Here is a 24,233-nt window from a genome sequence, read left to right as displayed (position 1 = left end):
GGTGTTGTACAGCGGGGCGCGCGGCTGTCATACGTCCTGGTCAGGCTGTCGGACGGGCTTGTACGGCTTGATGTTCGTCGTCACGATCTCGGGCGCGACGCCGGTCGGGTAGTGCCCGCGCTGCCATGCTCCGTCGTACACGTTGGCGAGGAGTAGTAACGCCTGTCGGACGGCGGCGGACGCGTCGCAACCGGTCTGCATGATCACGCGCAGATCGTCGTACATCCCTTCGTCGAGGATGCGCACGGACAGGGACCGTCCGACGGGCGGCGGGAGGTTCGGAACCTTGGCCGGCTGCTGGGTAGGGTTGGCGGTAGCCATCGGTTAGGGGTCGCTCCGATCTGGTGGTCAGGGCCCGCCCATACGGTTTGTGAGGAACCGGGCGGGCCCGCTGTGTGTGCGGGCCTACTGCTCGTCGGCGGTGGGCGGGCTGACTCCGTCGGGGTCGGCGGCGCGCTGCTCCCGCAGAATCGCGTACACCCGGGACTCGGTGAGGCCGACCTCTTCGGCGATCTGCGGAACTTCCTTGCCGCGGTTGGTCTCGGCCATGACGACCAACGGCGTCGCCGCCTTGGCGGCCTCCCCTGCGAGGCGCAGCGCGCGCACGTCGTCGAGGGTGAGTTCGTCGGCGAGCTGGGCGAGGTAGCCGGTCCGCTGCTCGCGCTGGGCGTAGTGCTCGGCGATCTCGTAGACGTATTCAAGGGGGTCGGCGTCGGTCGGGTTCGGGTCACCCGCGAGGGCGCGCTCGGCGACGACCTGCCGTTCGTGCTCCGTGATCAGGGCGAACAGCTGGTCGCGGAACTTCTCGGTTGCTGGCTGGTCGCGGGTCGACCGGTTGCGCCGTACGCGTCGGCTGATCTCGACCGACGAAAGCGGCCGGGCTTCTGGCTCGACCTCGTCGGGGCCGGGCTGCTGGTGGTCGCTGGCGCTCATGTGGTGGTGCTCCTGTCGGTGGTTGGGGCCCGCCCTCGGGCGAGGGCGGGCGAGGCGGTCAGGCGGCGAACAGGGCAACCTGTTCGGGCTTGTGGGGCACGCCGTCGAGGGCGAGCTGTTCGGGGCGGGACGGTCGCCACGGCGCGGGGATCACCAGCATGCCGACGGGCTCGGCCTCGGTCCGCCACTGGGCGGCGACGGCCTCGGCCTCGGCGCGGTCGCGGGCCTCGGCCCGTACGCACCGCTTGCACAGGTGCCACCCGCGCACGGCGGCGAAGATCCAGTTACGCCCGCCCGCGAGGCGCCCGCAGTACAGCTCTACGGTTCCGGGGCGGCGGTAGTGCCCGGTCGCCTTGCGGGCGGCGCCGCGCACTGCGTAGGTCTCCACGGTGGTTCGCTCCTCGGCGGGGCCCGCCCTGAGCAGGCGGGCCCCCTCGGCGGTCAGGCAGGGACGATCAGGACAAGGTCAGTCGCGGGCCACGGGTCGCAGACGTCCCACGGGTTGTCGTCGCCGAGGTTCACGACGGCTTCCGTGCAGTCCGCGAGGTTGGCACACGATCCACACCCGCACGTGCGGTCGTAGGGCATCGGGTGCGCCTGGTACTGGTCGTTGAAGTAGTCCGAGCGAGGCAGACGGCTGAGATTCTGGTAGGCGGTGACCTGCGCCCGCACGGCGTCGCCGTGCTGGTGGTCGGGGAACGACGCGAGGATCGTGTCGCCCTCGGCGACGTCCCACGCGCGCACGATGCGGGCGGCGGCGGGGTCGACCAAAAGCGGGGCGTGATCCTCATCGTCGGGGAGCGCGGTCACGACCACAGGGAAGAACTCAAGGCACTTCATTGGGTGTCCCTTCGGCGGGGCGCCCGCGAGGGGCGCCCCTTGGGTGGTCGGTCAGGCGCGGTTGTCGATGATGTGGGCGCGGGCGGCGAGTGCGGCCGTCTCGATGTGCTTCCACTCGCCGTCGAGGTAGTCGAGGCCGTCGTACGGGGCGCGGATGACGGCGACCTCGATCGGGCGGTCGGGGTAGATCAGGGCGCGGGGGGTGCCGTTCTCGAACAGGACGGCGATCCCCTCGTCGTTCCACGCGAGGACCCACCCCACGGCGGTCACGGTGGGGTACTCCTCGCGCTCCTCGTCGTCGAGCAGGGCATCGCGGAAGCGGCGCGGCTGGAAGGTGATCAGGCGGGTGGGGCGCAGCTTCTCGACGGCGAGGGCGAATGCGGCCTCGCGGGTCGAGATGCCCGCGCCGAGGTAGTCACGGCTCGGGTAGATGTCGCCCTCGGCGGGGATCTTGGAAACGGCCCAGTATCCGTCAAGGGGCTTGCTGGCCGTGTTGAAAACGGCGTACTCGGCGCCGTCGAACTGGAACGTGGAACGGCCCTCGGCGTCGGGCTCGGCGAGCTGCGGCTCGGCGGCGGCCTCGCGGTGGTGCTCGCCGTCGCACTCGTCGGCACGACCGGTCTCGGCGCAGTCGCACGGGCACCCGCAGTCGGTCACGGGGCGCACGAAGAACACGAACGCATCGACGGCGTGCTCGCCGACCAGCTCGGCGACGGTCTCGCACTTGGCGAGGCGGTCGTACAGCTCGTCGAGCGGGGCGTCGTCCTCGACGTCTTCGGCAACGCCAGAGATGTCCCCTTCGAGCCAAGCGAAGATCATCCCGAAGTCCTCGCCGATGCACTCGACCCGGTACTCGGAGTCGAGGCCGATCTCGTGAAAGCCCACGTGGTAGCGCGTCCGGTTGGTGTTCATCAGGGGGTCGCTCCCTCTGTTCGGTGGTGGTGGCGGGTGAGGACCGCCGTTGACGTGACCACTGTAGGCACTTCTGAAGTCGCTACACAAGTCACTTCAGAAGTTAGTTCAGAAAGTTGGTGAGCGGCCAACTGCCGGGCGTACCTGGGGAGTTGGCCGGTCCCGCGTCCCCGGCTACGCGGCCGGTTGCTGCCGGTCGGCGCTGAGGGCGCCCCACAGGGCGACCAGGTCGGCCCCCCGCCATTCGCCCCGGCGGCGGCCGTCCTCGGCGGGCGCGGTGCACCGTGCGCCGGTCGAGCAGGCGACGACCGGCTCGCCCCCCGATCGGGTACGGCCGGTGAGGCGTCCCCCGCACCATGGGCACGGCCGGTCGAGGGCGGTCGACCGCCCGTCACGGCCGAGGGCACGCTCGACGGCGCGGCGAGCGCCGGCGGCCGTCGCGGCGAGGTGGTCGAGCAGCAGGGCGGGGACCGGCGTGAACAGGTCGCCGTACTCCTCGCCGAGGGCCCGCCCTTCCAGCCATACGGCGGCCCAGTGCAGCCCGTACGCCCGCGAACCGGCCGACTCGGGCGTCTGGTAGTGCCACCGGCCGGGGTCCTGCCGGTCGGCGAGGTCTTCCCGCATGACTGTGCGGGGCGGGAGCGACCGCAGCGCGACCGGCGTCCGCCGTACGGGGCGCTGCACCTGCTCGGCGACGGCGTCGGCGAGGTCGAACAGGTCGCGCTCGGCGTCGAGGGCGGCGTCGAGGGCGTCGAGGTTGAGCGGGGCCGGGTGTTCGCGGATGGTGAGCGGGAGCCGGCCTATGACGGGCGCGGCCGGCATCGGGTCGTCGGTGCGGTCGGCGGCGGCGAGCTGGTCGAGGAACCCGCCGCGGGTCTCGTGCGGCGGCCACTCGGCGGCCGGGGGGTGCTCGATGGCGGCGAGCAGGTCGCCCCACTGCTCGCGCACGGCGGCGAGGTCGACGGCGGCGCGGCGGGCGACCGGCGGCGCGGCCTGGTCGAGGGGGGTCGTCATGGTGGCTGCTCCTGTGCTCAGTGCTGGGCGAGGGCGTCGCGGACGGCGTCGTACGCGTCGTGCAAGCCGTTGGCGTACGCGAGGCCGTTCGGGAGTCCGAGGCGGGGCCGGGGCGTGGTGGGCAGCAGGGCCCGCACGGCGTCGGTCTGCCGGACGGCGGTCCGGAAGGTGTCGAGGGCGCCGGGCCCGAACACGGCCCGGTACGCCCGTAGTTGCTCCTCGGCGTCCGCGGCGCGCTGCTCGGCCTCGGCGCGGTCGCTCTCCAACTCGCGTACGACGGCGTCGGCCGCGTCCCGGTGCTGGGCGAGGGCGCGCGTGCTTCCGGCGTTGGCCTTGCGGCACTCGTCGGCGGTGCGCTGCTCCTCGGCGACGTACTCGCGCAACAGGGCGGCCTCGGTGCCGGACAACCGGCCGCGGTCGGCGCGGGCGAGCAGGACGTCGAGGGCGGCGCGGCGGTCGCGGCGCGCGTGGTCGCGGCCCTTGGTACGGGAGTGCCGCCGGCGTCGGGCGGGGGCGTTCGTCACTGGTGGGTCTCCTGGGCTCGCTCGGTGAGGGCCGAGCAGGTCGGGCACTGGCTGGGGCGGGCGCACCCGGTGCGGGCGAGGCGCAACAGGGCGCGGTCGGCGCGGGCGCGGTCGCGGCGGCCGGCGAGGGGGCCGGGGTCGCGCCGGCATGCCCACAGACCGAGGGGCACGCCGGACGCGAGGACGGCGGCGACGATGGCGAGACCGGCGGCGCTGCTCACGCGAGGGCCTGCTCGTCGAGGTGGTCGGCGAGGTCGTCGAGCAGCTTCCGAATGCTGTTCATGCCGGTGAGCAGGCCGCGCGTTCCGCGGTTCACGCCGTGCTGTTCGGCGGTGGCGTCGTACCGCTTGCGGGTGAGGCCGGACAGTTCGCGGGCGTGGGCGGCGAACAGGACGTAGGCGGTCGCGAGGGCGGCGGCCGGGGTGCGCTCCTCGGCGTCGAGCAGCAGGTCGCGCAGCGCGAACAGGGCCGGCGACTGCTCGGCGACGTTCAATATGAGGCACTGCCGGGCCTCGTCGACCGCCCGCTCGGCGGGGGTGCTCATGTCGGCGAGGCCGTCGGCGGCGCGGTCGGCGTCGTCGGCGGGCAGCTGCTCGGCGACGGCGGCGAGCAGCTGGTCGAGGCCGTCGGGGCGCTGCGCCTGGTGGATGCCTCGGGCGAGGGCTTCGGCGGGGCCGGTGGCGAGCAGGACGGCCGAGGGCGGGGCGGGGGCGTCGTGGATCGGGCAGGGGCGGCCGGTCGCTCGGGCAGTCGCGCAGAGTCCGGCCGGGCTGTCGAGGCCGTCGGCGAGCTGCCGCAGCACGTCGGCGGCGGTCTGCCGGGGGAGGTTGGTCGCGATGTCGGCCGGTCCCTCGTTCGGCACGGCGACGATCAGGCGGTGAGTGTCGAGCGAGGCGACGGCGACGGCGTCGGGAATGCGGGTCATGGGGTGGTGCTCCTGTCTCGGGTCGGGTGGGTCGAGGCGCTGCTCGCGCGCGCGGGCGGGCTCGCGTCCGGACGCGCGGCCCGGTCGGAACGGGCCTTGGCGCTGGTCACGCGGCCTGTTCGAGGGCGCGGGCGGTACGGCGGCGGATGGGGTGGACGGTGGCGAGGCGGGCCTCGCGCTGCTCGGCGCGCTTGGCGCGGGCGGACGCGTTCTTGCACTTCCGGCACTTCCGCGTTCCGTTCGCCGCGCGGATCGTGTTCGCCTGGTCGTAGGCGTGACCGGCCGGGCAGTGCGTCACGGCGGCACGGGCGGCGACGTGGTTCGCCGAGCGGAGGATGTTGACGCGGTGCGTGACGGCGTCGAGGTGGCCGGGGGCGACGCACGCGCGCCGGCGGCAACGGTGGTCGACCTCAAGGCCGGCGGGTATCGGGCCGTTCTGCTGCTCGTAGGCGTAGCGGTGGGCCTTGACCGTGCGGCCGGCGACCCAAAAAGTGCCGTAGCCCTTCTCGTTCTGGGCGCCGTCCCACAGGTGGCAGGGGCCGGGGCAGTCCCGGCGGAGTGACCAGGGGCCGGCGGCGTTCACCTTGTCGGCGAACCGCTCGGCCGGACTGGGCCGGTTCATGGGGCGTACCTCCGTCGGGAAGTCGTTCCGAATGTTCTTTCTTGGCTGGCACGTTCCTTCCAGGAATGGAAGATAACCCACGGGGGGCGGCCTTGGCCGTTCAGATTCCCGCCCCCCGGCGGGCAGTTACGCGGCTTGCCGGTCGTCGTCGGCCTCGGCGAGGACGATCGTCCACCCCATGGCGACCAGTTCCTCGACGACCTGCTCGGCCACGTCCTCGGCCATGTCGAGGCCGTTCCCGCGGGCGTTCTCGACGCCCGCGCGCACGACGGCGAGGGCGGCGGCGGGGATCATCGCTGTGCCCCGGTGACGTGCCGGGCCTCGCGTCGTCCGCACTGCTCGCGGGCGACCGGCGGGCGCACCATGAGCCGGGCGAGGCTGGCGCGCTCGCGCTCGGACTTCTCGGCGGCGACGATGCGGGCGGCCTCTTCCTGCTCGGCGCGGTGCCGCTCCTCGGCGGCACGGCGGCGCTGCTCCTCCTCGACGGCGCGGCGCTCGGCGAGCAGGGCGGGCCCGTCCACTTCGAACCAGGTCGACCACCGGCCGTAGCCGTTGTGCTCCTCGACGACCACGTACGCGCCCTGCTCGGCCATGTTCCGGGCGATGCGGCGGGCGGCCTTGCGGTCCTGCGTCGGCTTGATCGCCGGGCGGTCCGGATGCCGGTCCCACGATCCCGTGATGCGGTACCCGCTGTTGTTTTTTGTGCGGTCGGTCGCGCTCGCACGGCGGCGGTGCGGGGCGCGCTCGGGGTGCTTCCTGCGGCTGGTCATGCGGCCGGCTCCTTCGGGGCGTAGCGGCGGGCGGTGGCGAGGTCGAGGCGCGAGGGGTGGGCGGTGCGGCGCGGGATGCGGCGGCGGTTGACGCACGGTTCGCCGGCGCGGGCGAGGCAGTGCACATGCGGGCACGCGACGTCGAGCGGGTCGGGCAGTCCCTCGACGGCGCGGCGGTCGCGCTCGGCGCGGCGGGGCCGGAACTCGGCGAGGGCGTCGGCCACGGTGCGGGGGACGTAGTCGCCGAGGGCGGCGAGGCGTTCGGCGGCGAGCTGGTCGCGTTCCTCGCGGGTGCCGCCGGTCAGTTCCCGGTACGTCGCGGCGGTCGAGGCGCCGGTCGCGACGGCGTGCCGGGTGCCGACCAGTTCGGCGCGGTACGCCTCGGGGTCGTCCGGGTCGGCGGCGGGAACGGGGTCGTGGTGGCGGTCGACGACGTCACGGCGGAAGCTGTGCCACGGCCGCGACACATCCGACGGCCTGACCGGGTACGGCGAGGTCGCGATGTGGTGGCGTACGACCTGGGCGGCGTCCCAGTGACGGCCGTTGGGGTGCGGCGCGGTCGGGGGGACGTCGGCGAGCAGGTCGGCCCACTGGTCGAGGGTTTCGGCGGCGGCGGCCTGGTCGTCGGGCGCGGTGCGCGGGTCGAGGCGCACGGCGTAGGCGAGCAGGGCCGCGACTTCCTCGCGGGTCATCTGGTTTGCTCCTCGGGCGAGTTGAGGACGGCGGCGAACAGATCGGCGGCACGCTGGACACGTCCGGGGCGGGCGGCGTCGAGCGGGATCACGTCGGCACCCGGCGACGTCGGGCCCCCGGCGGGAACGGGCGGGAGCGCACTCCAGCCGGGCAGGAAGTACCGGACCGACCGCGGGCGGGAACGGGCGCGGCGCCACTGCTCGCGGGCGTGGTCGACCAGGGCGGGAACGGCGGTCCGCTTCACGATCGCCTCAAGCCGGAACCAATCCGCCTCGGCGAGCGACCACTCGACAACGACGCCGGCCGCGGTGAGCGCGTCACGCAACGGCCGAAGGTTCGGCGGGACGGCGGGGGGCGAGCCGTAGCTAGCTGGCTGTACCTCCGAAGGAGGTACAGCAGGACGGGACGGGTCGGGTCGGGGGGACCGTGACGGGTCCATACCGTCACGCTGTGACGTACTGGCCTGACCTGCGATGTCGTCGGGAAACTCGATCTGATCCGGGCCGGTTTCGCGATTTTCGGGCGACGGATCGTCATCGATTCGCGGACGATTCGCCGACGGGTCGGACGGATTACGCTCCTGGGTCCGCTGCTCGGCGGCACGCTCGCGGGCCCGCTGCTGCCGCTCGGCAGACCTCGCCCGCTCGTCCTCGACGCGCGCGCGAGTGGGGTTGTAGATCAGGAAGTCGTGCATGTAGAAGTCGCCGGCGGCCGGCTGCCGGCACTTCGGGTGCGGGCAGGTGTGGCCGTGCTCGTGCCACAGGCCGGCGGCGACCAGCTTCCGGGCCTGCGGCGCGGTGCCGTACAGCTGGGCGACGACGCCCGGAACCATGCCCTCGGTGAGGTGCTGGGCGGCGTACGCGCCCGCCTTGACCCACAGGCCGACGGCGGCGTTACCGGCCTTGAGCGTCTTGGGGTGCCCGTAAAACGTGTCGTCGACTTTGAACCAGGTCACAGGGGTTGTGCTCCTCGGATGGGGCGCCCGGGGCGAGGGGCGTCGGTGGCTCGTCCTCGCCCCGGGGCAGTTCAGGCGGCGGCGGTGACGTACGGGCGGGTCCGGGCCGGCTGGTGCTCCTCGCACCGTGGCCCGCACGGGTACGGCCGTACCTCGGAGTCGTGGCACGTCGGGTTTCCGTGCCCACAACTCGGCTTGCTGGCAAGCCGGTTGCACTCCGCGCAGTACCGGCGGCCGTCGGCACGGTGGCGGCCGTGTACCGCCTGGTCGTGCTCGCACTTGGGCGGCCGGTGCCGCATGCCCTTGACGTCGGCGAGGGCGGCGCGCTCGCGCTTCCGGGTCTCCTGGTCGTCGACATGGGCGGGCGAGCAGCACGTCGGCACGTCGCACGACGGCGAGGCGTTGCCGGCCGGGGCCCGCCCGTGCCACAGGATGAACGCGGCCTGAAACGCGGTGTACGACGTGCCCTTGTGCTGGAACCGGCCCCCGCCCTTGGCGGGGGTGCCGGTCCACTCGCGGTGTCCGCCCTCGGTTTCGCGGGTGCGCTTGAGGAACGCGAGGGCGAGGTCGACGGAAACGCCCCGCACGGGCGTACCGGCGCTCATGCGGCCAGTCCGAACCGTGCGGCGATCCCGGCGCGGTGCAGCAGGAACCGCAGCGCGTACGCGGCCTGCTGCGGCACGACGCCGTTCCCCAACGCCTTGAGCTGGGCGGGGCGGGACAGGCCCGGCACGGCCGTGATGTGGCCGAGGGGCAAACCCATCATCCACTCGACGAACGCCGGGGTCAGGCGGCCTCGATCGTCAGTTGGCCGGGGTGCCGGTCGGCCCGTGATCGCTTCCCACCGTGCAACGGCGTGGGTGTACTGGCCGTAATCGACGCTGCCGCGCTCGCCAGTGTCGGCGTCCCGTCCCCGTGCTTCTGGTTCGGGCTCCCCTTCGTGCCGTCGCTCGCCCGCGGGGTCGGGAGCAGCGTTGCCGCGTCCGTCAACGTCTTCCCGTTCCCGTTCCCGTCGCGGTACGGCGTTCCGTCCGTCCGCCGGTTCCTGGTCCCCCGGGAGTCGGCCACGGTCGGAGTCGGTAGCAGGTGTTCGACCTCGTCCGCGAGCGTCGGACCGTGCCCGCCCCCCTTCCTCTTGGCCGGGTGCTGCGATCCGCCACTCGTCCCGAGTGAGGCCGTCGGAGTCTTGAGCAGCCGCACGACGGCCGGTAGGCCGTCCGGGAACCCCCTCCCCTGGCTGTCCCTCGCGAGGGGCGTCGGTAGCTGCGCGATGCGCGCCCGCAAGGTGTCGTTGCGGTTCCCGTCCGGGGCTCCCGGTCCGTTCCACTCGCTCGTGGTCGGGGTCGGCAGCAGGCCACGCGATGATGAAAACGCGCTCACGCTGGTGAGGTGCCCCGACGTCGGATGCGCGCTGCACGTGCCATTCCGCATCGAACCCGAGGTCGGCCAAGTCGCCGAGTACGGCGCCGATAGCTCGAAGAGTGTCGGCGTCTCCGCCGTCTGCATCCACAGGCGGGCTGTCGGGTCCCACACCGCGAACGGCCTTGGCCGAGAGAAGCCCGCGGACATTTTCGATCACCACCAATCGGGGTCGGAGTACGGATATGGCGTGCGCGACGTGGAACCACAGGCCGGACCGGGTCCCCTTGATCACGCGCTCGGGCGGTGGGCCCGACGGGTCGGCGAGGTCGCGGGCGTTTAGTTCGGCGACCGCGGCGGCGGCCACCACACCGGACAAGCGCGAGGGAACGGCGCCGGACGGCGCGGCGGCCTCGCACGTCGTGAGGTCGTGGTCGCCCCAACGGCAGTTCCCGCACAGCAGGACTCCAGCGGGTATGACGGTGTCGCCGATCAGGCCCGCGCGTTTGCCCGCGAGGCTCACGTCGGTGCAGGGGAAACCAGAGGTGAGGACGTCGACCGGCTCGACCTCCGACCAGTCAACGGCCGTGATATCGCCGTGGTTTGGGACGTCGGGCCAGTGATGGGCGAGGATGCGCGCGGCGTACTGGTGTTTGTCACCGGGTTCGTACTGGCAGTGCCACGCCACGGACGCGCCGAGGACGTCGCACACGGCCATGTCGAGGCCGCCGTACCCGGAGCACAGCGAACCGACGCGCAGCGCGTTGCCCTCCTCGATGGCGAGCTGTCCCGGCACCATCTCGACGGCCCGCTCGGCGAGCAGCTTCCCGACCGTTTCGAGGGTGAGACTCACGCGGCCTCACCTCTGCCGGGGCAAGCTACGTTGCGGATGCGTGCAGCGAGGCGGCGCGTGATCCGACTGACGCGGGGGTCGACGTACACGGCGAGGCGGGCGATACGACGGGCGAGGGTGAGCGCGTCGTCGGGGCCGAGTAGGTCGTCGAGGTTGTCGGCGGGCGGCGCCTCGGCGAGCAGGGCCTCGCGGCTCCCGTCGGCCTCGGCGGCGCGCATGGCGCGCTCGTGCTCGGGCATGTCCTCGCTCACGACGGCGTGATCGAGGCGGACGACGTTCGCCCCGTGGTGCGTGAGCAGGTGGCCGACCGTTTCGGGGTCGGCGGCGTACGCGATGGCGAGGGCGTCGAGCAGCTGCTCGGCACGGTCGGCGATCGGCAGACGTACGGCGAGGCCGTCGGCGGTGAGCGTCGGGCGGATCATCGGCGCAGCTCCTCGGGCATGACCGGCGTGTCGACGGCGAGGGCGCCCGTGATCGCGTCGTAGACCTGCGGACGCGACCAGTCGGCGGCGGGGAACATCCGCAGCAGCAGGCCGCGGGCGGCGCGGTGCGCGTCGCGGTCGGCCTTGACCGGCCCGCCGAGGGCGTCGCCGAGGACGACCCACGTCGTGAGGCGCTGCTCGCCGTCGCGTTCGGTCCGTACAGGGGCGGTCCGCACGCGCACGGTGCCGGGGGCGATCTGGTCCAGCTGCCGGGCGATCACAGCCGTGCGGGTGGCGTGCTTGTCGGCGTCCGCGCTCGGTGCGGCGGCGGTACGCTCAGGGGTGTTCACGATCGGTACCTCTCGGGGTTCGGTCGGGAGGGCCGTCCGGGCGCAATCCGGGCGGCCCTCCGCTCTTTCAGGCGGCGGCGCGGTGCTCCTCGACGGCGGGCGCCTGCCGGCGCTGGCTGCGTTCGAGGCGGCGCAAGATCAGTTCGACCTCGGGGGCGAGGCGACCGGCGGCGCGGTCGCGGTCGCGGCGGTAGCGGGCTGCGTCGAGGACCCGGCGGGCATTGGCGAACGCCTGCTCGCGGGGGATCACATCGCCGATCATGCGGCGGCTCGCTTGACCAGCTGCCCGGCGGAAACGCCGTAGTGCGTTTCAACTGCCGCGGCTACGTTGGCACTTGGGGCTGTGTGACCGTGCCACAGGCGCCATGCGGTGGTTCGGGCAACCTTCAACCGTCTTGCCGTGTCTGACGGAGTGCGGTCCCCCGCTTGTCGGGCGGCGGCGATCAAGGCGGCGCGGTCATACATGGGCAACCTCCATCCCTGGATGGTCTGATTCCTTCCATGGATGGAACATTAACATGCTCCTGTGACGGGTGGGTCGAAACAAATGCACAGGAAAGTACTTCCTGAATGTCGTTGACACCTGGCATATGCCCGACAAGAATCGGACGCCTGTTCGAACCCATCGCCGCAGTTCAGGGGGGTGAACCGTGCCAAAAGTGTGCGTTCAGGACAGGTTCATAAGTGCGCGTAGCTGGAATCGTCCACGCGCGGTATGTTCCATCCATGGAACAGAGCAACCCGCAGGGGAACGATCGGGCTACCCCCGCCGAGTTCGCGCGATGGCTTCGCGATCAACTCGAACGCCGGGACTACGACATGCGCCCCAGGGGTGGGGGCCAAGGCCGGTTTGCCGCCGACTCGGGCATTGGTGCCGCGACGATCAGCCGCATTCTCAACGGGCAGGGCGCGCAGGACATCAAGGTTCTCGAAGCTCTCGCGAGCGCGCTCGGTGTTCCGCTCGCCGAGGTGCTGGTCGCCGCCGGCGTCCTCAGTCGCCCTGAGCTAGCCGCCGTTCAGAACCCCGCCCCACGCCCCGACGGCCCCATTACCCCGGAACAGGCCGCCGCAGAAATGGGCATTGACGATCCCGACGACCTCGAACACTTCGTCAACACAGCCGAGTTCCTGATCAGGCGCCGCGCCAGAAACCGCAAGGGACGCGCCGCCGAGAACTGACGCACGGAGGCACCGCAAGTGACCCACCGACTCACGCCCGCACTCGCTGTACTCCTGCTCATGGTGGGACAGTCCGCGGGCGTACTCGGCCTGCTCGGAGATAACGACCCCCTGTGGCAGGCCGGGCTGTACATCACCCTTACCGCCGTTCCGCTGCTCATCGTCCGCACCGTGCACAACTCCCAGCAAGCCACGGCCGACCAGATCGCCGACGCCGACCGCGCCGGATACGTTCGCGCCCTTGACCATGTCGCCCGCGGCCTGCTCGACGCACCCACCCCGCCCGAACCGGGTCACCGGGAGGACCGCACCGAGCAGGACGCGGGCAACGTGATCACACTTCGCCCGAACTTAGTCCGACCAGTCGAACGGAAGGCACAGTGACCGACCTCCTGATACCGCCAACGTTCCAGGCTTCGCCGCATATCGGCGAACCCTGGCTCGGGTACATCCGCGTCTCAACTTGGAAAGAGGAGAAGATCAGCCCCGAACTGCAAGAAACGGCCATCAACGCATGGGCCAAGCGGACCGGGCGCCGCATCGTCGGCTGGATTGTCGACCTCGACGCCACCGGCCGGAACTTCCGGCGCAAGATCATGCAGGGCATCGAGCAAGTCGAACGGGCGGAACCCGTCGGCATCGCAGTATGGAAGTTCAGCCGATTCGGGCGTAACGATCTCGGCATCGCCGTAAACCTCGCCCGACTCGAACACGCCGGCGGCCAACTCGCCTCAGCCACCGAAGAGGTTGACGCCCGAACGGCCGTCGGCCGCTTCAACCGCGCCATCCTCTTTGACCTCGCCGTGTTCGAGTCCGACCGCGCCGGCGAGCAGTGGAAAGAAACGCACGCCCACCGGCGCGCGCTCAAACTCCCCGCCACCGGCCGACCGCGGTTCGGCTACATCTGGCACCCGCGACGCGTCCCCGACCCCGAGGCGCCCGGCGGAATCCGGCTGCAAGAGGAACGCTACGAACGACACCCCGACCTCGGCCCCGTCGGCACCGAACTCTACGAACGCAAGATCGCCCGCGAAGGGTTCGCCACTCTTGCACACTGGCTCAACGACGAAATGGGAATCCCCACCACCCGCGGCAACCGGTGGGCGGTCAACACCGTTCAGCGGTACCTAGACTCAGGGTTCGGCGCCGGCCTGCTCCGCGTCCATGACCCCGAATGCACCTGCAAGCTAGGGCAGGACCACTTTTCCACCTGCAAGTTCGGCCGCATGATCTACATAGCCGGTGCCCAACCGGCACTCATCACCCCCGACCAGTGGCAGGAGTACCAAGCCCACCGGAAAGAGGTGAGGGCAACACCCCCGCGAGCGCGTGCGGCGACCTACACAACCACCGCCCTCGGTCGCTGTGGGCACTGCCGCGGCACCGCCGTTGCACGATCCGGCCGCGACCCGGAGGGCGGATGGATTCGAGGCCATACGTTCGTTTGCTACAACCACAAGAACAAGGGCAAGTCGGCGTGCGGCCCTGGTCTGTACGTCCGCCGTGACGAAGTGGAACGCGAAGTGCGCGACTGGCTCGCCCGCGACGTTGCCCAGGGCATCGACCAGGCGCCTGCGGTTCCCGTACAACGCACCGCGCCGCCCGACCCTCGGGCGCAGGCCGCCGAGTCGCGGGCCCGCACACAGGCCGAACTCGCAAAGATCGATGACGCACTCGACCGGCTCGTCACGCAACACGCCCTCGACCCCGAGAAGTATCCCGAGGACACGTTCGCCCGTGTCCGTGACCAACTGCTCGGCCGCAAGGGAGCACTTGTCAAGGATCTGCAATCGCTCGCCGAGGTCGAGGCCACCCCCGACCGCGCCGACTTCCGCCCCCTTGTCGTCGGCCTGCTCGCCGAGTGGGACACGATCATGGACGTTGAGAAAAACGCCCTTCTGCGCCAAGTGATCCGACGCGTGGTGATGACCGGCGCCAAGAGCCAAGAGGGCGCACAGTGGCGCCTCAACATCGCGTACGAGATTCACCCCGTCTGGGAGCCCGATCCTTGGGCCGACCGCTAGAGCACGAATCATGCATGCGCGCTTGATTGATTCCGCGCACGCTGCCACTCTCTGAAAGTCGCACATCAGCGCACAGAGAGGGGGCCCGATGCTCGCGTGTCCTTTAGACCCACTGACCCACATCTACGGCCTCACCGCGCTCATGAACGCCCCCCTGCGGCAGGGCGCCACCGTCGTCGTACTGCCCCGCTTCGACCTGGAGACCTTCCTCGCGGCCATCCAGAACCACCGCATCACCGGCCTGTACGTCGCCCCGCCGATCGTCCTCGCCCTCGCCAAGCACCCGAGGGTCGCCGACTACGACCTCTCCTCCCTGCGGTACGTCATCAGCGCCGCCGCACCCCTGGACGCGAGCCTCGCCGCCGCCTGCGCGCACCGGCTGAACCTGCCGCCGGTCGGCCAGGCGTACGGCATGACGGAACTCTCCCCGGGCACCCATGTCGTCCCCCTGGCCGCCATGCACGAGGCCCCGCCCGGCACCGTCGGCAAGCTGATCCCCAACACCGAGATGCGGATCATCTCCCTGGACGACCCGGACGACCCGGACGATCCCGATGGCCCCGACAATCCGCACGGCCCCGGCAGGGACCTCGGCCCGGGTGAGTCCGGCGAGATCCTCTTCCGGGGCCCGCAGGTGATGAAGGGCTACCTGGGCCGCCCCGACGCCACCGCCGCGATGATCGACCCCGATGGCTGGCTGCACACCGGGGACGTCGGCCATGTCGACGAGGACGGCTGGCTGTACGTCGTCGACCGGGTCAAGGAACTCATCAAGTACAAGGGCTTCCAGGTCGCCCCCGCCGAACTGGAGGCCCTGCTCCTCACCCACCCCGGCATCGCGGACGCGGCCGTCATCGGCGCCCCCGACGAGACCGGCAACGAGGTCCCGCACGCCTACGTGGTGCGCCAGCCGTCCGCCGCCGGACTCTCCGAGGGCGAGGTGATGATGTACGTCGCCGAACGCGTCGCGCCCTACAAGCGGGTGCGCGGTGTGACCTTCACCGCCGGGGTGCCCCGCGCCGCCTCCGGCAAGATCCTCCGCCGTGAACTGAGGGAACGCCGATGACGCTGATCGTCCGTACCCGCGCCCAGGGCGTGGCCACGCTCGCCCTGGACTCGCCGGGCAACCGCAACGCCCTGTCGGCGGCCCTGGTCGGCGAACTCACCGACGCGCTCGCCGAGTGCGGCCGGGACGACGACGTGCGCGCGGTGGTCCTCACCCACACCGGCACCACCTTCAGCGCGGGCGCCGACCTGCGCGACCCGCCCGCGCCCACCGCGCTGGTCGCCCTGCTGCGGGCACTGGTCGACCTGCCGAAACCGGTCGTCGCCCGGGTCACCGGGCATGTCCGCGCGGGCGGCCTCGGACTCCTCGCCGCCTGTGACATCGCCGCCGCCTCGGACACCGCGACGTTCGCTTTCACCGAGGTGCGGATCGGGGTCGCCCCCGCTGTGATCTCGCTCCCCCTCCTCCCGCGCACCGACCCGCGCGCCCTGGCCCGCTACTACCTCACCGGGGAGCGTTTCGACGCCGCCGAGGCGGCCCGTATCGGGCTGGTGACGGCGTACGGGACGGACGTGGACGCCGTACTCGATCCGGTCCTGGACGGGCTGCGGCGCTCGGAGCCACAGGCTCTGGCGGAGACCAAACGGCTGCTCACGGCTAGGGTGCAGGAAGCTTTCGACCGGGACGCGGACACCGTGACCGCGCTCTCGGCCCGGCTGTTCGCCTCCCCGCAGGCCCGCGAGGGGATGACGGCCTTCCTGGCACGACGGGATCCGTCATGGGTGCTGTGAGAACACGCGACACGGGGTCGGCGCGGAGGTGAGCGGCATGGGTGGCAGAGAAGACAGCAGCGGCGGTGTCGGTGGCGGTGCGGGCACGGTCGACCGGGTGCCCAAGCAGGACCGCAGCCGCGCGACCCGGCAACGGCTCCTGGAGGCGGCCGTCTCCTGTCTCGCCGAGCACGGCTGGGCGGGCTCCACGGTCTCCGTCGTCGCGGAGCGGGCCGGAGTCTCGCGCGGCGCGGCCCAGCACCACTTCCCGACCCGCGAGGACCTGTTCACGGCGGCCGTCGAGTACGTCGCCGAGGAACGCTCGGTCGCCCTGCGCGCCCTGTTCCCCGAGGGGGCGTCCGGGGACCGCCGCGCGGTCGTCGCCGCGCTGGTCGACCTCTACACCGGCCCGCTCTTCCGCGCCGCCCTGCACCTGTGGGTCGCCGCCTCCGACGAGGAGCAGCTACGGGCCCGGGTGACCGAACTGGAGGCCCGCGTCGGCCGCGAGACCCACCGCATAGCCGTCGATCTCCTCGCCGCCGACGAGACCCGCCCCGGCGTCCGCGAGACCGTCCAGGGCCTGCTGGACATGGCCCGTGGCCTGGGCCTGGCCAACCTCCTCACGGACGACGGACCGCGCCGGGAGCGGGTGGTGGCGCAGTGGGGGGAGATCGTGGAGCGGGAACTGGGACGGCACCGCTGACGCGGGCGGTCCGGAGGTAGCGGGGGTTCCGGCGGTAGCGGGGGTTCCGGCGGCGGGACCGCTCCCGCTCAGGGCGCCAGCCGCTCCACCCGCCAGGTCCCGTCGGGCCGGGCCACGTACCGCAGCCGGTCGTGCAGCCGGTTCTCGCGGCCCTGCCAGAACTCCACCGACTCGGGCGTCACCCGGAAACCGCCCCAGTGCGGCGGCACCGGGACCTGCTCGCCCTCGGGATAGCGGGCGGCCAGCTCGGCGTAGGACGTGTCGAGTTCGGCGCGGCCGGCGACCGGCGAGGACTGGGCGCTGGCCCAGGCGCCGAGCTGGGAGCCGTGCGGCCGGGTGCGGAAGTACCCGGCGGTCTCGTCGCGGCCGGTGCGCCGGGCCGTGCCCGTGACGATGACCTGCCGGGCCATCGGATGCCAGGGGAAGAGCAGCGAGATGTGCGGGTTCGCGGCGAGGTCGCGGGCCTTGCGCGAGCCGTAGTTGGTGTAGAAGACGAAGCCCTCTTCGTCGAAGTGCTTCAGCAGGACCGTACGGGAGCTGGGGCGGCCCTCCGTGTCGGCCGTGGACACCACCATCGCGTTCGGCTCGAACAGCCCGGCCTCCGTCGCCGCCTGCCGGAACCAGCGCGCGAACTGCGCCACGGGGGTCGCGGCCAGCTCGCCCTCGTCAAGGCCCTCGGCCCGGTACTGCTCGCGCATCGCGGCGGGATCGAGATCAGGGTCGGTCACGCGGTCATCCTGCCCCATCGCCCTCGTCGCCCGTACGGTGTCCTTGGTCACGGAGTGGCACTCAGTGCCGCGCACTCTCCCCAAAGGTGGCACTCGGGGATATCGTGCTGTTGCCGTCCGGTTGGATGACATGACCCCCGGCCGCACGGGGCATCACCAAGGTGGCGCCCAGGACCGCGAGTCCCAGAGACGGACCGTGGATCCGGCGGACGCCGCCTGCCTGCGTACCCCAGCGAGAGATCGCTCCGCACCATCCGCAGCCTCACCCGCACCCGCAGCAGCCCAGTTGTCGTCCCATCCGTCTGTCGTCCACATCCGAGGAGCCGCCTGATGTCCGACTTCGTACCCGGGCTAGAAGGAGTCATCGCGTTCGAGACGGAGATCGCCGAACCCGACAAGGAGGGCGGTGCCCTCCGGTACCGCGGTGTCGACATCGAGGATCTGGTCGGCCATGTCTCGTTCGGCAATGTCTGGGGCCTGCTCGTCGACGGCGCCTTCGATCCCGGTCTGCCGCCCGCCGAGCCGTTCCCCATCCCCGTGCACTCCGGTGACATCCGTGTCGACGTGCAGTCGGCGCTCGCCATGCTCGCCCCGGTCTGGGGCCTGAAACCGCTGCTGGACATCGACGCGGCGCAGGCCCGCGAGGACCTCGCGCGCGCCGCCGTGATGGCCCTGTCGTACGTCGCCCAGTCGGCCCGTGGCCAGGGCCTGCCCATGGTCCCGCAGCGGGAGATCGACAAGGCGCAGTCGGTCGTCGAGCGGTTCATGATCCGCTGGCGGGGCGAGCCCGACCCGCGCCACATCGCCGCCGTGGACGCCTACTGGACCTCCGCCGCCGAGCACGGCATGAACGCGTCCACCTTCACCGCCCGCGTCATCGCCTCCACCGGCGCCGACGTGGCCGCCGCCCTCTCCGGGGCGGTGGGCGCCATGTCCGGCCCGCTGCACGGCGGCGCCCCCTCCCGGGTCCTGCACATGATCGAGGAGATCGAGCGCACCGGGGACGCCGAGGCGTACGTCCGCAGGACCCTGGACCAGGGCGAGCGCCTGATGGGCTTCGGCCACCGGGTCTACCGGGCCGAGGACCCGCGCGCCCGCGTCCTGCGCCGCACCGCCCGGGAGCTGGGGGCCCCGCGCTTCGAGGTCGCCGAGGCCCTGGAGAAGGCGGCCCTGGCGGAACTGCACAGCCGCCGTCCGGACCGGATCCTGGCCACCAACGTCGAGTTCTGGGCGGCGATCGTCCTGGACTTCGCCGAGGTCCCGGCGCACATGTTCACGTCGATGTTCTCCTGCGCCCGGACGGCCGGCTGGTCCGCGCACATCCTGGAGCAGAAGCGCACCGGCCGCCTCATCCGCCCCTCGGCCCGCTACATCGGCCCCGGCACGCGCGACCCGCGCGAGATCGAGGGCTGGACGGACATCACGGGCTGAGGCCCGCGCCGGAGGATCCGGGAGGGCGCCCCGGATCCGAGGGGACCCGGAACCCGATGGGACCAGGAACGCAGACGACCCGCGAGTCGGGTTCCTCCGGGGAGGAGCCGGCCGGACGTTACCGGCGACTCGCGGGTCGGGTGACTGCTGGGATTGGGCCGGCTGCACGCTTCTTTCACGTGCTGGTCCGGCACCGCACAAATGTGGTGGCGGGCCGCTAGCCCGCAGTCACCTCACGCGTCCGGTTCTCATACATCTGCCGAACCACCTCCCTTCTCGTGTGCTCGCCACCTTAAGAACCCGATCGGCCGCCGATCAACTGTTTTTTGATTTCTTTGATGAGCCATGGGCCACCCCTGTGGCACAGCCGCGTGATCATCTAGCGTCGGGCCCATGACACAGGAAGCCCAGGGGACAGCGACGGACCGGGCGATGACCCGGCGGGCGATTCTCGGCGGGTCCGTGTTCGAGGAGCGGATCGGGTACGCGCGGGCCGTGGTGGACGGCGACCGGGTCCATGTGTCCGGCACCACCGGCTACGACTACGCCACCATGACGATCTCCGACGACGTGGTGACCCAGGCCGAACAGTGCCTGCGCAACCTCGGCGCCGCCCTCGCGGAGGCCGGCTGCACCTTCGCGGACGTGGTGCGGGTGCGCTATCTGCTGCCCGCGCGGGAGGACTTCGAGCCGTGCTGGCCGGTGCTGCGGGCGGTCTTCGGCCCGGTGCGTCCGGCGGCGACGATGATGGTGTGCGGGCTCGCCGACACCCGGATGAGGATCGAGATCGAGGTGGACGCGCGGCGCGGCCCGGTCTCCGGCCTGCGCCTCACGACCGTCGCCGGAGAGGCGATGCGCGAGCAGTGGCGCCAGGTGCACGACGCGATCGTGCCGCCGGCCGCCCTGACCCCGGACGAGGTACGGGAACGCGCCGAGCGGTACCGGCTGGTCAACGCGTACCTCGGGGACGTACTCGTCGGCTGCTCGACCGTCCGCCCGCCGGACGACGAGGGCGTGGCCACCGTCATCGCCCGGGTGCTGCCCGCGTACCGCGGACGCGGGATCGGGCAGGCCCTCTACGACCACGGCGTCACGCACGCGCGCGGGCAGGGCGCGAAGGCGATCGCGACGGTGGTGCTGGCGGCCAACACGGACGGGCTGCGGTTCGCCGCCGCGCGGGGATTCGTGGAGAGCGAACGCTATGTGCTTCCTGGGGAACACGAGGAGTGGGTCGACCTGCGGCGGACAGGCGTAGCACCATGAGGGGCGGGGCACGCATTTCCGGCGTACAACGATTCCCCGCAATCTTGTGGGAACCGGATGTGTGCTGCATCACGTTCGAGTTGAATGATTGCCAGTGAGCGAACCGACGCGCCGTTCGTGCGGACGCCAACGTGCAGGGGGTTCCAGATGAGTGCTTCCCGGCGTAGTGGGGCTACGGACGAACTCGGCCCGGACGGTCCCGGGTCCGGATCCGGGGCCGGAGCCGAGTCCGGGGCCGGGCCCGGTGGTCCCGGGGGCACCCACGGCCCGGATCTGCTCGCCGCCCTGCTGGACGGCATGGACGCGGCGCTGTGCGCGTTCGACCAGGACGGCGTGGTCACCCACTGGAACCGCGAGGCCGAGCGGATTCTCGGCTGGACCGCGGCCGAGGCGGTGGGGCGGCACGGCTTCGCCGGCTGGGCGGTGCGCGCGGCGGACGCCGAGGAGGTCGAGAGCCGCCTGCTGGCGGCCATGCACGCCCCCGGCCGGCAGGTGCACGAGTTCGCGCTGCTCACCAAGGACGGCGGCCGGGTCCTGGTGCGCACCCAGTCCGCGGCCGTGCGCGGCCCCGACGGCAAGCCCGCCGGGGTGTACTGCGCCTTCAGCGAGGTGCACGCCCAGATCGACCTGGAGCGGTCCATCGCGCTGAGCGAGGCCCTGTTCGAGGACGCGAGCTGGGGTGTCGTCCTGGTCGACGTCGACCTGCGGCCCGCCGTGGTCAACGCGCACGCCGCGCGGGCGCTCGGCAGCGGCCGTACGACCCTGCTGGGCCGTCCGCTGGGCGAACTGCTGGGGACCGGCGTGGAGGAGCTGGAGAGCGCCTTCACCCATGTGCTGGCCGAGGGCGCGCCGCCCGCGCCCGCCGAGATCTGGGTGACCGTCCGCACCCCCGAGGGAGAGCGCCGGCGCTGCTGGCGCAGCGGCTTCCTGCGGCTGGCCTCGCCGCTCGCCGAGGAGCCGGTGCCGCTCGGGGTCGGCTGGCTGTTCCAGGACGTCACCGAGACCAAGCAGGGCGAGCAGGAGGCCGCGCTCCTGCGCTTCCGCACCAATCAGCTGCACCGCGCGGCGCGCGCCGCCGCCGAGTGCGAGGACCCGGCCGAGGCGGCGACCGTCCACCTGGACTTCGCCCTCGCCGGTTTCGCCGACCACGCCCTGATCGACCGGGTCGCGGGCGGCCCCCTCGCCGACGCCACGGCCGCCGGACCCGGTGCGATCCGCCTGGTCCGGATCGCCGAGACGCCCACCGGCACGCCGGGCCCCAGCCGCTTCGGCGGCCAGGCGGGCCTGCCCGCCCGCTACGCGCCGGGCCACCCGGCCCTCCAGTGCGTCGAACGCTCGGGCTCGGTCCGCGCGGGCGCGGGTGCGGTGTCCGCCGATCAGGCCCGCACCTGGGCCCTGACCCGCCAGTGGCCCGCCGACTCCGTCCACGCGCTGTGCGCGGTCCTGCGCAGCCGAGGCCGCACGCTGGGCGTCGTAACGTTCCTGCGCGGCCCCGGCCGCACCCAGTTCGAACGCACCGACAGCACCTACGCGGAGGACGTCGCCGTCCGCATAGCGACGTCCCTGGACCTTTCGGGCGCGATACGCGAGCCGGGGGGCGGGGACTCCGGGCCGAGGTGAGGGACGGCCTCCGGTGCGCCCGCCCGGCACCTGGTGACGACCGGCGTACGGGTTCGCCGGGGTCGGCCGGGGCGACTGGCCGGTCGGAACCCCCGCGCCTTCGCGCGTACCGGCCATGGCCGCAGGACGTCCGGGCCGTCGATGGCGAGCCCTCGGCCCCGCCGGATGCCCCGCCGGATGCCCTGCCCCGAAGCCCTGGCCGCGCAGGGCCCGGCACGCGCCCGCGCGCACGTCACGGCCCCGCCCTGCCGCAGGTGCTCACTCCCGGCCGCGAAAGGGTCGTGACGGGCGGCTCAGCCCGCCCCCGTCACCAGCCCCTCACTCCCCTGCCTCACTGCCGGTAGAAGATCCGGTCCCCGTACTCCTCCATCACCCGCCGGTTCCAGTCGTGGCCGCCGTCCACGTTGCCGGAGCGCAGGAGGGGCGGCTCGATGCCGCGGTCGGCGAGGGAGCCGGCGGCGGTGGCCATGACGGCCTGGAGGAGGGCCGTGGTGACGACGGTGGACGCGGGGGCGAAGGGGGCCGGGACGGTCGCCAGGGTCAGCTCGGCGTCGCCGACCGGGATCTTCGAGTCGAGGACGATGTCGCAGTGGTCCTTGAGGTACGTGCCCGAGGAGTGGCGTGACGTGGTCTGCTCGGTGTAGGCGACCGAGGTCACGCCGATCACACGGACGCCCAGCGCGCGGGCGTTCAGCGCCATCTCGACGGGCAGCGCGTTGCGCCCCGACAGCGAGATGATCACCAGGAGGTCGCCCGAGCGCAGCGGCGAGGAGTCCAGGACGGCCGCGGCGAGGCCGTCCACCCGCTCCAGCGCCGACCCGAGTGTGGCGGGCATCACATCGACGCCGACGACCCCCGGCACCGTCAGAAGGTTCATCAGGGCGAGCCCGCCCGCGCGGTACACGATGTCCTGCGCGGCGAGCGAGGAGTGGCCGGCGCCGAACGCGAACAGCCGCCCGCCCGAGGCGACGGTGTCGGCGATGAGCGTCCCGGCGGCCGTGACCGCCTCCGCGCCCTCGTCCCGCACCTGCCGCAGCAGGTCGATCGCGGCGTCGAAGTACTGGTCGGCAAGCTTGCCGTCACCCATGCAGAGCCCCTTCACTCTCGCGGTGCCTGACCCTGTGTCGCGGATCACCGTGCGGTCTGGACCAACGCCGTGTCAATACGGCGACGGCGGCCGTGCGCGTACGGTGGTGGCGGTCACGGGGTCCCCGCCACGGACCCGTTCCTTCGGCGCGGCACGGATGTCAGTGGTATGCGTCAGAATTGAGTCCAGGGCCAGCGCATGTTCCGGGGAGCCGTCGAGCCTCCGGCAGAGCTAATCGAGGGGCACGTATGTCCGGACTGATCGATACGACGGAGATGTATCTCCGCACCATCCTCGAACTGGAGGAGGAAGGTGTGGTCCCCATGCGCGCCCGGATCGCCGAGCGGCTCGACCAGAGCGGCCCGACGGTCAGCCAGACGGTGGCGCGGATGGAGCGCGACGGCCTGGTGTCCGTGGCGAGCGACCGGCACCTGGAGCTGACCGACGAGGGCCGCCGGCTGGCCACGCGCGTGATGCGCAAGCACCGGCTGGCCGAGTGCCTGCTGGTGGACGTGATCGGCCTGGAGTGGGAGCAGGTCCACGCCGAGGCGTGCCGCTGGGAGCACGTGATGAGCGAGGCGGTCGAGCGCCGCGTCCTGGAGCTGCTGCGCCACCCCACCGAGTCGCCGTACGGAAACCCCATCCCGGGCCTGGAGGAGCTGGGCGAGAAGGACGGCGCCGATCCCTTCCTGGACGAGGGCATGGTCTCGCTGGCCGACCTCGACCCGGGCCTGGAGGGCAAGACGGTCGTGGTCCGCCGTATCGGCGAGCCCATCCAGACGGACGCCCAGCTGATGTACACGCTGCGCCGCGCGGGTGTGCAGCCCGGCTCGGTGGTGAGCGTGACGGAGTCCGCGGGCGGGGTCCTGGTCGGCAGCGGCGGCGAGGCGGCGGAGCTGGAGTCGGACGTCGCGTCGCACGTCTTCGTCGCCAAGCGCTGAGCCTCAGGGGCCGACGGAGGCCGCCAACTCCCCGGCGCCGGACGGCACTTGCCGCCCGGCCGGGACCCGTTTCCCATCGTTGCGTCAAATCCCGGTCGGGCCGTGCGGAAGGGCAGCGCGGTGACGGTTCCCCGTGACACGCTGTCGCGTGAGGCATATGACCGGCGGGGGGTGGGCGGATGTGCCGGACACACAGCTGGACAGACAAAAGGCCCCCGGGCCCGGGGGGGGGCGGGGCGGCGCGGGCGGCCCCGCGACCCGGTCGATCTGCTCCTCCTGGACCTCCATCTGCCCGATGTGCACGGACTG

Annotated in this window: 30 protein-coding genes and 1 pseudogene; 10 read left to right on the top strand and 21 right to left on the bottom strand. The window is 72.3% G+C overall.

The genetic code is table 11. From position 1 onward, the window contains the following. Window positions 1–27: 27 nt before the first annotated feature. The 19 genes from ACFXAZ_RS20300 to ACFXAZ_RS20210 form a co-directional block, all read right to left on the bottom strand. Window positions 28–321, bottom strand: coding sequence for a hypothetical protein (locus ACFXAZ_RS20300; protein WP_384592808.1), 294 nt, complete (start codon window positions 319–321; stop codon window positions 28–30). A gap of 84 nt (window positions 322–405) precedes the next feature. Then, on the bottom strand, window positions 406–933 hold the full coding sequence (locus ACFXAZ_RS20295) for a hypothetical protein (protein ID WP_384592805.1): 528 nt from the start codon (window positions 931–933) through the stop codon (window positions 406–408). A gap of 58 nt (window positions 934–991) precedes the next feature. Beyond that, window positions 992–1,321 (bottom strand): hypothetical protein, encoded by a 330-nt coding sequence (locus ACFXAZ_RS20290; RefSeq protein ID WP_384592802.1) that lies wholly within the window; start codon window positions 1,319–1,321, stop codon window positions 992–994. Between the two features lie 53 nt (window positions 1,322–1,374). Beyond that, window positions 1,375–1,773: a hypothetical protein gene (locus ACFXAZ_RS20285; protein WP_384592799.1), complete on the bottom strand. Its 399-nt coding sequence runs from the start codon at window positions 1,771–1,773 to the stop codon at window positions 1,375–1,377. A 51-nt stretch (window positions 1,774–1,824) separates the two neighbouring features. After that, complete coding sequence (locus tag ACFXAZ_RS20280) at window positions 1,825–2,685, bottom strand: hypothetical protein (RefSeq protein ID WP_384592796.1); 861 nt, start codon at window positions 2,683–2,685, stop codon at window positions 1,825–1,827. Window positions 2,686–2,859: 174 nt separating this feature from the next. After that, on the bottom strand, window positions 2,860–3,699 hold the full coding sequence (locus ACFXAZ_RS20275) for a zinc ribbon domain-containing protein (RefSeq protein WP_384592793.1): 840 nt from the start codon (window positions 3,697–3,699) through the stop codon (window positions 2,860–2,862). Window positions 3,700–3,716: 17 nt separating this feature from the next. Continuing rightward, window positions 3,717–4,223 (bottom strand): hypothetical protein, encoded by a 507-nt coding sequence (locus ACFXAZ_RS20270; RefSeq protein ID WP_384592790.1) that lies wholly within the window; start codon window positions 4,221–4,223, stop codon window positions 3,717–3,719. Further along, complete coding sequence (locus ACFXAZ_RS20265; RefSeq protein WP_384592788.1) at window positions 4,220–4,444, bottom strand: hypothetical protein; 225 nt, start codon at window positions 4,442–4,444, stop codon at window positions 4,220–4,222. The genes ACFXAZ_RS20270 and ACFXAZ_RS20265 overlap by 4 nt, the downstream gene beginning before the upstream one ends. Next, window positions 4,441–5,148, bottom strand: coding sequence for a hypothetical protein (locus tag ACFXAZ_RS20260; RefSeq protein ID WP_384592785.1), 708 nt, complete (start codon window positions 5,146–5,148; stop codon window positions 4,441–4,443). The genes ACFXAZ_RS20265 and ACFXAZ_RS20260 overlap by 4 nt, the downstream gene beginning before the upstream one ends. 106 nt (window positions 5,149–5,254) lie before the next feature. Beyond that, a complete protein-coding gene (locus ACFXAZ_RS20255) occupies window positions 5,255–5,770 on the bottom strand; it encodes an HNH endonuclease signature motif containing protein (RefSeq protein ID WP_384592782.1) in 516 nt (171 codons plus the stop codon). Between the two features lie 126 nt (window positions 5,771–5,896). Further along, the gene (locus ACFXAZ_RS20250) at window positions 5,897–6,064 is read right to left on the bottom strand and encodes a hypothetical protein (RefSeq protein ID WP_384592779.1); all 168 of its coding nucleotides are present in this window, start codon (window positions 6,062–6,064) and stop codon (window positions 5,897–5,899) included. Beyond that, window positions 6,061–6,540 carry a hypothetical protein gene (locus tag ACFXAZ_RS20245; RefSeq protein ID WP_384592776.1) on the bottom strand — a complete coding sequence of 160 codons (480 nt, stop codon included), beginning with the start codon at window positions 6,538–6,540 and terminating at the stop codon, window positions 6,061–6,063. Before ACFXAZ_RS20245 ends, ACFXAZ_RS20250 begins: the two co-directional genes overlap by 4 nt. After that, a complete protein-coding gene (locus ACFXAZ_RS20240) occupies window positions 6,537–7,232 on the bottom strand; it encodes a cell surface glycoprotein (protein WP_384592773.1) in 696 nt (231 codons plus the stop codon). Before ACFXAZ_RS20240 ends, ACFXAZ_RS20245 begins: the two co-directional genes overlap by 4 nt. Next, on the bottom strand, window positions 7,229–8,188 hold the full coding sequence (locus tag ACFXAZ_RS20235; protein WP_384592770.1) for a mucin-2: 960 nt from the start codon (window positions 8,186–8,188) through the stop codon (window positions 7,229–7,231). Before ACFXAZ_RS20235 ends, ACFXAZ_RS20240 begins: the two co-directional genes overlap by 4 nt. Window positions 8,189–8,259: 71 nt before the next feature. Beyond that, window positions 8,260–8,793, bottom strand: a complete 534-nt coding sequence (locus tag ACFXAZ_RS20230) for a hypothetical protein (RefSeq protein ID WP_384592767.1) — start codon at window positions 8,791–8,793, stop codon at window positions 8,260–8,262. Continuing rightward, on the bottom strand, window positions 8,790–10,400 hold the full coding sequence (locus ACFXAZ_RS20225; RefSeq protein ID WP_384592764.1) for a DNA cytosine methyltransferase: 1,611 nt from the start codon (window positions 10,398–10,400) through the stop codon (window positions 8,790–8,792). Before ACFXAZ_RS20225 ends, ACFXAZ_RS20230 begins: the two co-directional genes overlap by 4 nt. Beyond that, window positions 10,397–10,822, bottom strand: a complete 426-nt coding sequence (locus ACFXAZ_RS20220; protein ID WP_384592761.1) for a hypothetical protein — start codon at window positions 10,820–10,822, stop codon at window positions 10,397–10,399. The genes ACFXAZ_RS20225 and ACFXAZ_RS20220 overlap by 4 nt, the downstream gene beginning before the upstream one ends. Further along, complete coding sequence (locus ACFXAZ_RS20215) at window positions 10,819–11,172, bottom strand: hypothetical protein (RefSeq protein WP_384592758.1); 354 nt, start codon at window positions 11,170–11,172, stop codon at window positions 10,819–10,821. The genes ACFXAZ_RS20220 and ACFXAZ_RS20215 overlap by 4 nt, the downstream gene beginning before the upstream one ends. A gap of 67 nt (window positions 11,173–11,239) precedes the next feature. Continuing rightward, entirely contained in the window at window positions 11,240–11,434 is a 195-nt protein-coding gene (locus ACFXAZ_RS20210) for a hypothetical protein (protein WP_384592755.1), read from the bottom strand. Window positions 11,435–11,898: 464 nt separating this feature from the next. Here ACFXAZ_RS20210 and ACFXAZ_RS20205 point away from each other — a divergent pair, with 464 nt between their 5' ends. The 6 genes and pseudogenes from ACFXAZ_RS20205 (at window position 11,899) to ACFXAZ_RS20180 (ending at window position 16,854) form a co-directional block, all read left to right on the top strand. Further along, window positions 11,899–12,351, top strand: coding sequence for a helix-turn-helix domain-containing protein (locus ACFXAZ_RS20205; RefSeq protein ID WP_384592752.1), 453 nt, complete (start codon window positions 11,899–11,901; stop codon window positions 12,349–12,351). Window positions 12,352–12,369: 18 nt separating this feature from the next. Then, window positions 12,370–12,735: a hypothetical protein gene (locus tag ACFXAZ_RS20200; RefSeq protein ID WP_384592749.1), complete on the top strand. Its 366-nt coding sequence runs from the start codon at window positions 12,370–12,372 to the stop codon at window positions 12,733–12,735. Further along, the gene (locus tag ACFXAZ_RS20195; RefSeq protein ID WP_384592746.1) at window positions 12,732–14,375 is read left to right on the top strand and encodes a recombinase family protein; all 1,644 of its coding nucleotides are present in this window, start codon (window positions 12,732–12,734) and stop codon (window positions 14,373–14,375) included. The genes ACFXAZ_RS20200 and ACFXAZ_RS20195 overlap by 4 nt, the downstream gene beginning before the upstream one ends. Before the next feature lie 109 nt (window positions 14,376–14,484). Continuing rightward, window positions 14,485–15,441: pseudogene (locus tag ACFXAZ_RS20190) on the top strand (AMP-binding protein); the annotation flags it as partial. Beyond that, window positions 15,438–16,172 (top strand): enoyl-CoA hydratase family protein, encoded by a 735-nt coding sequence (locus tag ACFXAZ_RS20185; protein ID WP_384592743.1) that lies wholly within the window; start codon window positions 15,438–15,440, stop codon window positions 16,170–16,172. The pseudogene ACFXAZ_RS20190 and the gene ACFXAZ_RS20185, both read left to right, overlap by 4 nt. A 37-nt stretch (window positions 16,173–16,209) precedes the next feature. Continuing rightward, window positions 16,210–16,854 carry a TetR/AcrR family transcriptional regulator gene (locus ACFXAZ_RS20180; protein WP_384592740.1) on the top strand — a complete coding sequence of 215 codons (645 nt, stop codon included), beginning with the start codon at window positions 16,210–16,212 and terminating at the stop codon, window positions 16,852–16,854. A gap of 68 nt (window positions 16,855–16,922) precedes the next feature. Here ACFXAZ_RS20180 and pdxH read toward each other — a convergent pair whose 3' ends face one another. Then, entirely contained in the window at window positions 16,923–17,600 is a 678-nt protein-coding gene (gene pdxH / locus ACFXAZ_RS20175) for a pyridoxamine 5'-phosphate oxidase (RefSeq protein ID WP_384592967.1), read from the bottom strand. Between the two features lie 312 nt (window positions 17,601–17,912). Here pdxH and ACFXAZ_RS20170 point away from each other — a divergent pair, with 312 nt between their 5' ends. From ACFXAZ_RS20170 to ACFXAZ_RS20160, 3 genes are all read left to right on the top strand, one after another. Beyond that, window positions 17,913–19,013 carry a citrate synthase 2 gene (locus tag ACFXAZ_RS20170; protein ID WP_384592737.1) on the top strand — a complete coding sequence of 367 codons (1,101 nt, stop codon included), beginning with the start codon at window positions 17,913–17,915 and terminating at the stop codon, window positions 19,011–19,013. Window positions 19,014–19,406: 393 nt separating this feature from the next. Then, a complete protein-coding gene (locus ACFXAZ_RS20165; protein ID WP_384592734.1) occupies window positions 19,407–20,276 on the top strand; it encodes a GNAT family N-acetyltransferase in 870 nt (289 codons plus the stop codon). A gap of 147 nt (window positions 20,277–20,423) precedes the next feature. After that, complete coding sequence (locus ACFXAZ_RS20160; protein ID WP_384592731.1) at window positions 20,424–21,896, top strand: PAS domain-containing protein; 1,473 nt, start codon at window positions 20,424–20,426, stop codon at window positions 21,894–21,896. A 331-nt stretch (window positions 21,897–22,227) separates the two neighbouring features. Here the strand turns inward: ACFXAZ_RS20160 and ACFXAZ_RS20155 are convergent, their stop codons facing one another. Next, window positions 22,228–22,983, bottom strand: a complete 756-nt coding sequence (locus ACFXAZ_RS20155) for an SIS domain-containing protein (protein ID WP_384592729.1) — start codon at window positions 22,981–22,983, stop codon at window positions 22,228–22,230. A 248-nt stretch (window positions 22,984–23,231) separates the two neighbouring features. On the opposite strand from ACFXAZ_RS20155, the gene ACFXAZ_RS20150 reads away from it, so the two are divergent. Next, a complete protein-coding gene (locus ACFXAZ_RS20150) occupies window positions 23,232–23,924 on the top strand; it encodes a metal-dependent transcriptional regulator (RefSeq protein ID WP_020130217.1) in 693 nt (230 codons plus the stop codon). Window positions 23,925–24,233 lie beyond the last annotated feature (309 nt).

The organism is Streptomyces sp. NPDC059477 (genome assembly GCF_042749375.1).
Classification (GTDB): Bacteria; Actinomycetota; Actinomycetes; order Streptomycetales; family Streptomycetaceae; genus Streptomyces.
This window is presented reverse-complemented; position numbering and strand designations above follow the sequence as displayed.